At 63.9% G+C, this 12,069-nt stretch carries 10 protein-coding genes; 4 read left to right on the top strand and 6 right to left on the bottom strand.

The annotated features are described in order from the left end of the window. Positions 1-13: 13 nt before the first annotated feature. Positions 14-1,117, bottom strand: a complete 1,104-nt coding sequence (locus ACOOE1_RS14565; RefSeq protein ID WP_420402924.1) for a porin — start codon at positions 1,115-1,117, stop codon at positions 14-16. Positions 1,118-1,490: 373 nt separating this feature from the next. On the opposite strand from ACOOE1_RS14565, the gene ACOOE1_RS14570 reads away from it, so the two are divergent. The 4 genes from ACOOE1_RS14570 to holA all read left to right on the top strand — a co-directional run bounded on the left by ACOOE1_RS14570 (position 1,491) and on the right by holA (position 6,216). Beyond that, positions 1,491-1,985, top strand: a complete 495-nt coding sequence (locus tag ACOOE1_RS14570) for a DUF3576 domain-containing protein (RefSeq protein ID WP_420406436.1) — start codon at positions 1,491-1,493, stop codon at positions 1,983-1,985. Positions 1,986-2,078: 93 nt separating this feature from the next. Then, positions 2,079-4,640, top strand: coding sequence for a leucine--tRNA ligase (gene leuS / locus ACOOE1_RS14575; protein ID WP_420402925.1), 2,562 nt, complete (start codon positions 2,079-2,081; stop codon positions 4,638-4,640). Continuing rightward, positions 4,633-5,157: an LPS assembly lipoprotein LptE gene (gene lptE, locus ACOOE1_RS14580; protein ID WP_420402926.1), complete on the top strand. Its 525-nt coding sequence runs from the start codon at positions 4,633-4,635 to the stop codon at positions 5,155-5,157. Before leuS ends, lptE begins: the two co-directional genes overlap by 8 nt. A 12-nt stretch (positions 5,158-5,169) precedes the next feature. Continuing rightward, the gene (gene holA / locus ACOOE1_RS14585) at positions 5,170-6,216 is read left to right on the top strand and encodes a DNA polymerase III subunit delta (RefSeq protein ID WP_420402927.1); all 1,047 of its coding nucleotides are present in this window, start codon (positions 5,170-5,172) and stop codon (positions 6,214-6,216) included. A 21-nt stretch (positions 6,217-6,237) separates the two neighbouring features. Here the strand turns inward: holA and ACOOE1_RS14590 are convergent, their stop codons facing one another. From ACOOE1_RS14590 to mnmE, 5 genes are all read right to left on the bottom strand, one after another. Then, positions 6,238-7,299, bottom strand: coding sequence for a ParB/RepB/Spo0J family partition protein (locus ACOOE1_RS14590; protein WP_420406437.1), 1,062 nt, complete (start codon positions 7,297-7,299; stop codon positions 6,238-6,240). 2 nt (positions 7,300-7,301) lie between these two features. Further along, positions 7,302-8,114 (bottom strand): ParA family protein, encoded by an 813-nt coding sequence (locus ACOOE1_RS14595; RefSeq protein WP_420402928.1) that lies wholly within the window; start codon positions 8,112-8,114, stop codon positions 7,302-7,304. Next, positions 8,107-8,727: a 16S rRNA (guanine(527)-N(7))-methyltransferase RsmG gene (gene rsmG / locus ACOOE1_RS14600; protein ID WP_420402929.1), complete on the bottom strand. Its 621-nt coding sequence runs from the start codon at positions 8,725-8,727 to the stop codon at positions 8,107-8,109. Before rsmG ends, ACOOE1_RS14595 begins: the two co-directional genes overlap by 8 nt. Further along, positions 8,724-10,583, bottom strand: a complete 1,860-nt coding sequence (gene mnmG, locus ACOOE1_RS14605) for a tRNA uridine-5-carboxymethylaminomethyl(34) synthesis enzyme MnmG (RefSeq protein WP_420402930.1) — start codon at positions 10,581-10,583, stop codon at positions 8,724-8,726. The genes rsmG and mnmG overlap by 4 nt, the downstream gene beginning before the upstream one ends. Positions 10,584-10,701: 118 nt before the next feature. Continuing rightward, on the bottom strand, positions 10,702-12,054 hold the full coding sequence (gene mnmE, locus ACOOE1_RS14610; RefSeq protein ID WP_420402931.1) for a tRNA uridine-5-carboxymethylaminomethyl(34) synthesis GTPase MnmE: 1,353 nt from the start codon (positions 12,052-12,054) through the stop codon (positions 10,702-10,704). Between the last annotated feature and the right edge of the window lie 15 nt (positions 12,055-12,069).

Consider the following 12,069-nt stretch of genomic DNA (forward strand, 5'->3'; position numbering starts at 1 on the left):
ATCCGAAACCGGATTAGAAGGACAGCTTCATACCAACGACGAAGTAGGTGCCGTCGGCGCCTTCTGCACCGGTGTCTTCGGTGCCGTAGTCGGTGTGGCCGAGAGTGGCCGCAGCGGTCACGCCCGGGCCGAGCGCGTACTTGCCGGACAGAGCATAGGTGTCCTGCTCGCCGGAACCGGAGGTCACACCGGCAGTGGTGGAGCCTTCACGCTCGCCATGGAACCAGCCGAGGCTGACGCCCCACGGGCCGGACGCATAAGCGACGCCGATGTTGTAGCCTTCCTCGTCGAGGGCATCGGTGGTGCCTTCGGACTTGGCATAGGATGCGCCGGCGGAGAAGCCGCCGAAGCCGGCGGTCAGGCCGAGAGACATCGCAGCCGGGTCGTCCTGGCTGGAGGTCGCGCCTTCGGTGAACGCACCGTAACCACCGGAAATGCCGAGGTCGAAGCCACCGAGGTCACGCTTGAAGTTGGCGCCGATCGCATAGCCGTCAGTGAAGCTGGCGTTGCGGTCCGGCTGGCTGTTGGAGTCCTGCCCGTCGTCCGGGATGTAGGACACACCGAGCTGGAAGCCTTCGATCCGCGGCGTGTAGTAGGTCAGCTTTTCGGAGTCGTTGGTCCGGGCCGGCTCAACGTTGGTCGAACCGAACGGGCTGCGGAAGAAGCTGCCGGAAACGGTGGACGGCTGGACAACCCAGTCGCCGGCGTCACCGGAGTTGATACCGATACCGTATTCGGCCGGAGCATAGTTCATCTTGTAGAGAGCGGAGTTCTCCGAACCCAGGTTGACTTCACCAAAGTTGCCTTTGACGATCAGGTAGGATTCGTCGATCTGGTCGCTGGAGTTGCTGTTGGCTTCCAGCTGGACGTTGATGCCGACGGAGATGCCGTTGTCCAGGGTGGTCATGCCCTTGAAGTGGATTTCGGCGTCGGACTTGACGTCGAACCCGCTGTAGTCGGTGGTGGCGCCGGTGCCCTCATCCTGAGAGACATAGCCGAACCACTGTTCCATGTAACCGCCGACAGACACTTTCAGCTTTTCAGCAGCGTCAGCGGACGGCGAGGCGATCATGCCAGCGGCAACAATCGCGGTCGTTCCGAGAAGAATCTTTTTCATTTTCCCCTACTCCCGAGAGTCGTCGGTTGAATTAACGCGGTCAGTTGAATGCAGTTGAACTGCTTAACCCCCTAACCTGACGTCAAAGCATCACTATTCGGTCCCCCAGTGACCGTCAAGAAAGACAGGCCGGACATTTATGCAAATCTGTCTCAATGTGGCGAAAATGCCACAAACCTATGGCACACAGGGGATTTATTAGGTTTTGGCCCGACTCGGACACTGCTACCACATGGCAAGTTGTTCCAAGCGAACAGAAACGGTAAAAGGCGTCTCGACCACATGAAAAACGCGAGTGCGAATCTTGGTTGATTTGAGGATTCCGGGACTTTTGGGGAAATACGGCCGGCTACGGCACGCCGCCTTGTTGGGCGTGTTTGCCCTGGCGGCGTGCGAGGGCGCGGATGTCGAGTACGAGTATCCACGCTCCGGGCCAGGCGGGAAACCGGTTTACGGCGAGGAGGAAAAGATCTTCGGCGCGGACGGGTTCACCCTGTTCGGAGAGGATGTCGACAACCAGCAGCAGGCCGCGCTTGGCTCTGGCATCGCGGTAAATAGTTTCCTCTGGCGCGCGTCGCTGGACACGATCTCTTTCATGCCACTCGCCTCCGCGGATCCGTTCGGCGGCGTCATCATCACCGACTGGTATTCTCCCCCGGAAACCCCGAACGAGCGCTTCAAGATCAATATCTTCATTCTCGACCGCGCACTGCGGTCCGACGGGGTGCGCGCGAAGGTGTTCAAGCAGCGCCTCGCCGGCGACGGGCAATGGCAGGATACCGGTACCGAGGAAAAACTCCATCGAGACCTGGAGGACGCCATCCTTACGCGGGCGCGCCAGCTCCGGGTCGGCGCCACCGGAAACTGATGCCAGAGCATGGTATCGAGACCGCCCGGCTCCCGCTCGGAGCCGGTCTTGAAGACGATCAGGCGCCCCGGCGCCCATGACCAAGGCCGAGAGATGTCCCGTTACAATTTCCGCGAAACCGAGACCAAGTGGCAGCGAGTCTGGGAAGAACAGAACTGCTTCGAAGTAAGCGAAGACCCGGACAAGCCGAAATACTATGTCCTCGAGATGTTCCCCTATCCGTCGGGACGCATCCATATGGGGCATGTGCGGAACTACACGCTCGGCGATCTCGTGGCCCGCTACAAGAAAGCAAAGGGCTTCAACGTCCTCCACCCCATGGGTTGGGATGCGTTCGGGCTGCCGGCGGAGAACGCCGCCTTCGAACGCGGGGTACACCCGGCGAAATGGACGCACGAGAACATCGCCTCCATGCGCGCGCAACTGAAGAGCATGGGGCTCTCCTATGACTGGCGGCGCGAGATCGCAACCTGCGACCCGTCCTATTACCGCCATGAACAGAAGATGTTTCTCGATTTCTACAAGGCGGGACTGGCCTACAAGAAGGAAAGCTGGGTCAACTGGGACCCGGTCGAGAACACGGTGCTCGCCAACGAGCAGGTGATCGACGGGATGGGCTGGCGCTCCGGCGCACCGGTCGAGAAGCGGCTGCTCTCGCAGTGGTTCCTGAAGATCACCGAATACGCGGACGAGCTGCTGGAAGCCCTCGACGGCCTCGAACGCTGGCCGGACCGGGTCACGCTGATGCAGCATAACTGGATCGGCAAGTCGGACGGCGCGCGGGTCTATTTCGACATTCGCGGCGCCGGCGAGAAGCTGGAAGTCTTTACTACGCGACCGGACACGCTCTACGGCGCCTCCTTCTGCGCCATCGCAGCGAACCATCCGCTGGCCGCCAAGGTCGCCGAGAACAACCCTGCCCTGGCGGAGTTCATCGCCGAATGCAATCGCATGGGCACTAGCGAGACCCAGATCGAGACTGCCGAAAAGAAGGGTTTCGATACCGGGCTGAAAGCGGTTCACCCGTTCGACGATGGTTGGGAGCTGCCGGTCTATGTCGCGAATTTCGTGCTGATGGACTACGGCACGGGTGCCATCTTCGGCTGCCCGGCGCACGATCAGCGCGACCTGGACTTCGCCCGCAAATATGATCTTTCGGTGACGCCGGTCGTGCTTCCGCCGGACGCCGACCCGGAAACATTCGAGGTCGGGACCGAGGCCTATGTGGGCCCGGGCAGGATCTACAATTCGGACTTCCTCGACGGTCTCGCGGTCGAGGAAGCGAAGACCGCCGTTGCAGACCGGCTGCAGAAAGCCGGTCAGGGCGAGAAGACGACGACCTACCGTCTCCGCGACTGGGGCGTTTCCCGTCAGCGTTACTGGGGCTGCCCCGTTCCCTTCATCCATTGCCCCGATTGCGGCGAGGTGCCGGTCCCGGAAGAGGATCTGCCGGTCGAACTGCCGGAAGACGTCGATTTCGAGGGTACCGGCAACCCGCTCGACCGGCACCCGACCTGGAAACATGTCGCCTGCCCGAGCTGCGGCGGCAACGCCGTGCGCGAGACCGACACATTCGACACCTTCTTCGAATCCTCCTGGTATTTCGCGCGGTTCGCCGATGCCCAGGGCGAGAATGCCTTCTCCAGGGAGGCGGCGGAGTACTGGTTGCCGGTCGACCAGTATATCGGCGGCATCGAACACGCGGTCCTGCATCTGCTCTATTCCCGCTTCTTCACCCGCGCGCTGAAGAAATGCGGCTATCTGAACCTCGACGAGCCTTTCGCCGGCCTGATGACCCAGGGGATGGTCTGTCACGAGACCTACAAGGACCAGAACGGCGCCTGGCTGTTTCCGACCGATGTCAGGAAGGAAGGCGCCGGTTTCGTCACCGTGGCCGACGGATCACCCGTCAAGACCGGCCGTATCGAAAAGATGAGCAAGTCGAAGCGCAACGTTGTCGATCCGGAGAACATCATCGGCAGCTACGGTGCCGATACGGCCCGGCTCTTCATGCTCTCGGACTCGCCGCCGGAACGCGATCTCGAATGGACGGAGTCCGGCGTCGAGGGGTCCTGGCGCTATCTCAGCCGCCTCTGGCGCCTGATCACCGAGCCGGCGAAACCGTTCGCGTCGCGCGGCACCGCGCGGCCGGCCGATCTTTCCGGCAAGGCGGAAGCAGCCGAGAAAGCGGTACACAAGGCGATCAAGGGCATTGGCGAGGCGATCGAACGATTCCGGTTCAACACCGCGGTGGCGCAGGTCCGCGAACTCAGCAACACCCTCGCGGATCTCGACGGAGACGACGAGGGATCAGCCTGGGCCCGCCGTTTCGGTTACGAGACCCTGGTGCGCCTGATCGAACCGATGGTTCCGCATATCGCCGAGGAGCTCTGGGTCGAACTTGGCGGCGAAGGGCTGCTCACAAACGTACCCTGGCCCAGCTTCAGCGAGGAATTGGTACGCGACGACACGCTGACCATCGCCGTACAGGTCAACGGCAAGTTGCGCGGGACCATAGAGGCTGCCCGCGATGCGGACAAGACCGGCGTCGAGGAAGCTGCACTGGCCCTTGAGAACGTCCAGAAGATCCTCGAAGGCAAGGCACCGCGCCGGGTCATCGTGGTTCCGAACAAGATTGTGAATATCGTTGCCTAGAAGAGCGCTCACCCCCGCCGTCCTGATTCTTCTTCTCGCCGTCGGAGCCTGCGGGTTCCAGCCGGTTTACGGGAAGCGGTCCGGCGAGGTCGGACGGCAGAGTGCTGTTACAGCGGATCTCGCCTCGATCGCGGTCTCGCCGATCGCGGACCGGGCGGGCCAGCTTCTGCGTAACAGTCTGCTCGACAAGCTGACTCCCCGGGGCACTCCGGGACAGGCGCACTACAGGCTCGATGTCAGCCTCACCGAGACCAGGTCCAATCTGGTCATCCTGAAGGATTCGACCTCGACCTTCGCGAAGGTGCGGTTCGCGGCGGATTTCGTCCTGGTCGATCTCGAGACCGGGCAGCCGGTTCATCGCGGACAATCCGAGTCAACGACGACCTTCAACAGGGTGGATTCGGATTTCGCCACACTTTCCGCCGAGAAAGATGCGCGCAGGCGCGCCGCTGACGAAATCGGCGAAGACATCCGGCTGCGTCTCGGACTCTATTTCAACCGCCGGCGCGGCACCTGACGGAAACCTGCGATGAAACTGAAATCGAACGAGATTGCAGGTTTCATCCGCCGCCCCCCGGAACATGTCCGGGCCGTCCTGATCTATGGGCCCGACGGCGGTCAGGTCCGCGAAATCTCCGACAGGATCGCGAAAACCGTCGTCGAGGATCTCGCCGACCCCTTTCAGGTCTCCGATCTGACACCGGAAAGCCTGAAGGAGGAGCCGAGCCGGATCGCCGACGAAGCGGCCGCGATCTCGTTGACCGGCGGGCGCCGGTTGGTCCGTTTGCGGGGAGCGAGCGACGCGGTGACCGCGGCGGCGGAACTGGCGCTTGGCACGAAAACCGGCGACAGCCTCGTCATCATCGAGGCCGGGGCGCTCGAGGCCCGGTCGAAACTGCGCAAGCTCTTCGAGAACGAGAAACAGGCGGCGGCGGTCCCTTGCTACCTCGACAGCGGCGCGGGTCTGGACAACGTCATCCGTGAGACTCTCGCTAGCTTCGACGTGCGGGCCACGCCCGACGCGCTCGCCTACATGAGCGCGCATCTCGGCGGCGACCGCCGCGTCACCCGCTCGGAGGTGGAGAAGCTTGCGCTCTATGTCGGCACCGGCGGAGAAGCAAGCCTCACGGATGCTCAACAGCTTGTCGGGGACAGCAGCGCGCTCGCGCTCGACCAGATCGCACTGGCGGTGGCGAACGGCGATGTCGCGGCGGCCGACCGGTTGTTGCAACGGGGCTATGCCGACGGATTGAACGCGATCGCCGTGCTGCGGGCTGTGCTCAGGCACTTTCAGCGGCTGCACCGCGCGGCGGCGCATATGGCGGATGGCGACAGCGCCGACCAGGCGGTGCAGAAACTCCGGCCGCCCCTGTTTTTTGCCGTGAAACCGGCCTTCATGGCGCAGCTCAGGGCCTGGCCGATCCAGCGTCTGCGGCTCGCCCTGAACCGCCTCGCGGAAGCCGAGACCCAGTGCAAGTCCACCGGCACGCCGGATCTTGCCGTTGCCGGACAGACCCTGCTCGGGCTTGCCTACAGCGCGGCGCGCAGCCGGGCCCGTGCCGGCGCCCGGGGATGAGTCACGAATGCCATTCGGAAATCAGGACGGCCGCGTCGTATCGCCGTCTTTCATCAGTTCGCTGAAATCGATCGAATCGCCGTCGGCATTCGCGATCTCTTTCGCCGTTTCCCGATCGTAATCCGGCACCTCGCCGAGAAAGCCGCTTATCTCCGGAGAACTGAAATCCGCGCTTACCGTGCGCGGCGCCGACATGATCGCCAGCAAGGCATCGAGTTGCTCGAGGCTCTCGTACTGGATCATCAGCGCGCCGGACCGGCCGTCCACGCCGGCGGCGATCTCGACATGCATCCCGAGCTTCTGGGAGAGATCCTGTTCAAGCGCCCTGGTATCCGCATCCTTCTCCACCGCCGGCTTGCGGCGCGGCTGCCTGGACGAAGTCGAGGACGGCTGCTTTTCCTTCTGCACCAGCCGCTCGGTCTCGCGGACATTGAGCTTTCGGCGTACTACCTCGGCCACCAGCGCGGCCGCGTTTTCCGCCGTCAAGAGGGCGCGCGCGTGTCCGGCGCTGATCTCGCCGGCATCGAGATAGCCCCGCACTTCCGACGGTAGCGCCAGCAGGCGCATGGTGTTGGCGACATGGCTGCGGCTCTTGCCGACCGCCCGCGCGACCTCCTGCTGCGAGTGGCCGTGCTCCTCGACGAGGCGATGATATCCCTCGGCCTCTTCCAGAGGATTGAGATCCTCGCGCTGAACGTTCTCGATGATCGCGATCTCGAGCGCCTCGCGGTCGTCGAACTCGCGAATGTGCGCCGGGATCTCATGCAGCTGGGCCCGTTGGGCCGCGCGCCAGCGGCGCTCGCCGGCGATGATCTCGAAGGTATCGGCCTGGTCCGGATCGCGACGCAGCAGGATCGGCTGTATGACGCCCTTCTCGCGGATGCTGTCCGCCAGCGCGTCAAGCTCCTCCGCATCGAAGATCCGGCGCGGCTGGAAACGGCCAGGATGGACCTTCTCGATCGGAACGGACCGGCTCTGCTGCAGCCGGTCGGTGGAGCCGCTTTCGGTCTCGCCCTCTCCCAGCAGCGAGGCGAGTCCGCGGCCGAGCCGCCGGTTCTTGGCGCCGGCGCTGCCGTTTTCCATGCTCACGCGGCAACGCTCCTTTCGCGCTTCATGACTTCGCTTGCCAGGTGGATATAGGCCTGCGAGCCGGAGCAGCGCATATCATAGACGATGACGGGCAGCCCGTGCGAGGGCGCCTCGGAGACCCGGACGTTGCGCGGGATCACGGTGCGGTAGACCTTGTCGCCAAAATGTTCGCGCACATCCTCGGCCACCGCGATCGAGAGATTGTTGCGGCGGTCGAACATGGTCAGCACCACACCCTGGATTTCCAGATCCGGATTGAAGGCGGTGCGCACGCGCTCCACCGTCCGCATCAGCTGGCTCAGCCCCTCCAGCGCGTAGAACTCGCATTGCAGCGGCACCAGCACCGCGTCCGCCGCCACCAGCGCGTTCAGCGTCAGCAGCCCGAGCGAGGGCGGACAGTCGATCAGGATATAGTCATAGGTGTTCGTCCCCGGCGCCATGTGCCGAACCAGCGCCTCGCGCAGCCGGAACTCCCGGTCCTCGATCGTCACCAGCTCGATCTCCGCGCCGGACAGGTCCTGCGAGGAGGGCACGATGGAAAGCCGGGGCACCTCGGTTTCAAGGGTGGCATCGGCGATGGCGGACGCGCCGATCAGCACCGAATAGGAATCCTCGTCCCGGTTCATGCGCGGTACGCCAAGCCCCGTGCTCGCATTGCCCTGGGGATCGAGATCGATCACCAGCACCTTTTTCTGACAGGCGGCGAGCGCCGTGGCGAGGTTGATGGTGGTGGTGGTCTTGCCGACCCCGCCTTTCTGGTTCACAACGGCCAGAATCCGGGGCGCTACGGCGGCATCACCCCTAAGCATCATGGCTTCCGACATATGATATGTCCTCCAAGCGCAAGAGACATCCCTCGGGGTCCGACCAGCTCGGGGTGAGGGTTTCCGCCATATTCCACCTTTCGCGAGCGGTAGTCAATTCCTTCTCGACCGCCCTACCCTTAAGAAAGAGGCAAAGACCGTCATCCCTGAGATGCGGCATGGAGTAGTCAAGTAATACATCGACGGACGCGAGCGCCCTCGCGGTCACTATATCAACATCTAGTGGGCTGACCGATTCTACCCTACTAGTGTGAACCGTGACTTTGGCGCCGCAGGCACGCGCCGTTTCCCGCAGGAAGACGGCTTTGCGCTGATCCGATTCACAAAGATGCACCTCGCGCGCCCCCATGATCGCCAGCACGAGCCCCGGGAAGCCGGCGCCGCTGCCGATATCGAGCAGACGGCGATGACCGGGCGGCAGTTCCGGGAAGATCTGGGCGGAATCGAGGAAATGACGCAGCCATATGTCCGGCAGCGTGTTCTTTGAGACGAGGTTTATGGCGCGCTGATAGCGCTCCACCATCCCCGCATAGATCTTCAGGCGCTCCAGCGTTTCACGTGAAACGCCCATCCGGGCGGCGAAATCCTCAGGGCTCACGCTGCATCCTTGCGAATGCGGCGCACATGACGCAGCAGCAGGATCACTGCGGCCGGCGTGACTCCGTCGATCCGGGCCGCCTGACCGATCGTGCGCGGCGCAACCCGGGTCAGCTTCTCCCGCACCTCGTTGGAAAGGCCGGGGATGGTGGCATAGTCCAGCGTCTCGGGGATCTCCAGCGCCTCATCGCGGCGGTACGCCGCGACGTCGCTCTCCTGACGTTCGATATAGCCGGCATATTGCGCATCTATCTGCACCTGCTCCGCCACAGGCGGCTCCAGGGCGCCGAGTTCGGGCCAGAGCGCCACAAGACCATCCCAGCCCACGGTGCGATAGCCGAGAATGTCGAACGCGCTGCGCCAGACCCCGTCCTGGTTGACCTTGATCCCGGCCTTCTGCAATGCGCTCGGCGTACCGCCGAGCTTCCGGGCAAGCGCCCGTCCCTGCTCGACCGCGGCAAGTTTCTCCATGAAACGCGCCGCGCGCTGGTCACCGACGCAGCCGACCTCCACGCCCTTCACGGTCAGACGCTGATCCGCATTGTCGGCGCGCAGCCGCAGGCGGTACTCGGCCCGCGAGGTCAACATGCGATAGGGCTCGCTCACGCCTTTGGTCACCAGGTCGTCGATCAGCACGCCGATATAGGCGTCGGCCCGGTCGAGCACGAAACGCTTCTCGTTCCCGCCGGTCTTCAGCGCCGCATTGATTCCGGCCATCAGGCCTTGCGCCGCCGCTTCCTCGTAGCCCGTAGTTCCATTGATCTGCCCGGCGAAATAGAGGCCCGGCACCCGTTTTGTCTCCAGCGTGTGCGAAAGCTCCCGCGGATCCACGTAATCGTATTCGATCGCGTAGCCCGGGCGGATGATCCGCGCATTCTCCAGTCCCGCGATGGTCTTGAACATCTCGAGCTGCACATCGGCCGGAAGCGAGGTTGAGATTCCGTTCGGATAGACCGTCGGATCGTCCAGCCCTTCGGGCTCGAGAAAGATCTGATGCTGGGAACGGTCCTCGAAACGGACCACCTTGTCCTCGATGGAAGGGCAATAGCGCGGCCCCACCCCTTCGATCCGCCCGCCATACATCGCCGAACGGTGCAGGTTGTCACGGATGAGCTGGTGTGTGCGCTCATTCGTATGGGTGATGAAGCAGCTGATCTGCGGTACCTCGACCCGGTCCGTCAGGTAGGAGAAGGGTTCCGGCGGATCGTCCGCCTTCTGCTCCAGCAACCCCGACCAGTCGATCGTCGTTCCGTCGAGGCGGGCCGGCGTGCCGGTCTTGAGCCGCCCGAGACGGAATTCGAAGCGTGCGAGGGTTTCGGCAAGTGCAACCGCGGGTGCATCGCCGACCCGGCCGGCCGGCCGGCGCTCCTCGCCCAGGTGAATCTCTCCCCGCAGGAAAGTTCCCGTGGTGAGCACCACCGCACCGGCGCGAATCTCGCGCCCGCCCTCGACCACGATCCCGGCGATCGCATTGCCCTCGCCCAGCAGCAGATCCTCGACGGACGCCGCCTCGATGCTGAGATTGTCTTCTTCCGCGAGAAGCTCCCGGATTGCCTTCCGGTACAGCGCCCGGTCCGCCTGGGCCCGTGGACCGCGCACGGCCGGGCCCTTGCTCCGGTTCAGCATGCGGAACTGGATGCCGGCGCGATCGATAGCGCGGCCCATGATGCCGTCCAGCGCGTCGACCTCGCGCACGAGATGGCCTTTGCCCAGGCCACCGATGGCCGGGTTGCAGGACATTTCGCCGATGGTCTCTATCTTGTGGGTGGCCAGAAGCGTGCGGGCGCCCATCCGGGCCGCCGCAGCGGCCGCTTCACATCCGGCATGGCCGCCGCCCACGACAATCACGTCATACATAGATCCCGTCTCCGGATCGCATGGCTCCCTATGCGGCACAAAATGAGGTTCCGCCCGGGAAAACGCAATGCTTCATTCGCGATACCGGCCCTGCATGTTTCACGTGAAACGGCATCACTCATTTGCCGATGCAAAACTCTGAAAACACAAGATCCAGTATCTCCTCAATATCGACGGCCCCGGTCACACGCCCGAGCGCCCGCGCGGCGAGGCGGAGATCCTCGGCCACCAGGCCATATTCGACCTCCTCCTCGCCCGCCTCGAAGGACGCGAGGGTCCCGGCCCGACGCAAATGTCCCAGGCACTCCGCAAGCCCCGCGCGATGCCGCGCCCGCGTCAGGGCCGGCGCCTCGCCCACATCCATCAGGTCCGCGGCAACAGAACCGATCCGGGAGAGCAAAGCATCCGTCCCTTCCCCGGTTCTCACGGATATTGCCATCCTTTCCCCGGAAAGCCCTGCCCGGGCCGCGTCGGACAGACGATCCACTTTCGTCGAAAGAAATATGCGCTCCTGATCACCGCCACCCTTCAATGGCGCGGACTCCCCGGCCCCGTCCTGGAGATCGAGCACCAGATCCGCGCTCTCCGCCCAGGCCGTGGCCCGTCGAATCCCCTCGGTCTCGACCGAATCCGTACTTTCCCGGAGCCCGGCCGTATCCGCTACCAGTATGGGGAATCCTCCTATGTCCAGATGAATCTCGATCACGTCCCGAGTCGTACCCGCTACATCCGACACTATCGCCGCATCCCTTCTGGCAAGCCAGTTCAGGAGGGACGACTTCCCGGCATTAGGGGGACCGACAATGGCCATACGGAGTCCGTCCCGGAGGCGTTCCCCACGCCCACCATCGTCAAGATGGGCCGCTATACCGGCCTCGAGCGCTTCCATCTGGCCACGGATCTGCCGCCAGACCTCCTCCGGCAGATCCTCGTCGGGGAAATCCACCAGTGCCTCGATATAGGCGAGGATCCGGATGATCTGCGTCCGCCAGTCCGCGTAGAGCGCGCCGAGCGCGCCGCGGCTCTGCCGCCTGGCCTGGACGCGCTGCGCATCGGTTTCCGCATCGACGAGATCGGCGATGCCTTCGGCCGCGGTCAGATCCATCTTTCCGTTGAGAACCGCGCGGCGGGAGAATTCCCCGGGCTCCGCGATGCGATATCCAGGCTGTTTTCCGAGAACCCGGAGCATCGCGGCCTCGACCGCCCGGCCGCCATGGAGCTGATACTCGACGATGTCCTCGCCGGTAAAGCTGGCCGGCGCGGCAAAGGCCAGCACGAGACCGTCATCGACGACCTCCTCCCCATCCCTCACCGTCGCCCGCACCGCATAGCGGGGCTCGATCCCGACCAGGCCGGTCAGGCGCTGCAGTCCTTCGAAGGCGCCGGGGCCGGAGACCCGGAAGACAGCAACACCGGCCCGGCCCGCCGCGGAGGCAAGCGCGTAGATCGTATCGTCAGGCGATGCGTTCATGAGTCGGCGGACTCC

This window comes from Nisaea sp. (assembly GCF_965216895.1).
Classification (GTDB): domain Bacteria; phylum Pseudomonadota; class Alphaproteobacteria; order Thalassobaculales; family Thalassobaculaceae; genus Nisaea.

Excerpts from the sequence above, each read along its gene's own strand:
- ACOOE1_RS14565 (WP_420402924.1), bottom strand. The coding sequence starts at position 1,117 with ATGAAAAAGATTCTTCTCGGAACGACCGCGATTGTTGCCGCTGGCATG.
- leuS (WP_420402925.1), top strand. The coding sequence starts at position 2,079 with ATGTCCCGTTACAATTTCCGCGAAACCGAGACCAAGTGGCAGCGAGTC.
- holA (WP_420402927.1), top strand. The coding sequence starts at position 5,170 with ATGAAACTGAAATCGAACGAGATTGCAGGTTTCATCCGCCGCCCCCCG.
- ACOOE1_RS14590 (WP_420406437.1), bottom strand. The coding sequence starts at position 7,299 with ATGGAAAACGGCAGCGCCGGCGCCAAGAACCGGCGGCTCGGCCGCGGA.
- ACOOE1_RS14595 (WP_420402928.1), bottom strand. The coding sequence starts at position 8,114 with ATGCTTAGGGGTGATGCCGCCGTAGCGCCCCGGATTCTGGCCGTTGTG.
- mnmG (WP_420402930.1), bottom strand. The coding sequence starts at position 10,583 with ATGTATGACGTGATTGTCGTGGGCGGCGGCCATGCCGGATGTGAAGCG.
- mnmE (WP_420402931.1), bottom strand. The coding sequence starts at position 12,054 with ATGAACGCATCGCCTGACGATACGATCTACGCGCTTGCCTCCGCGGCG.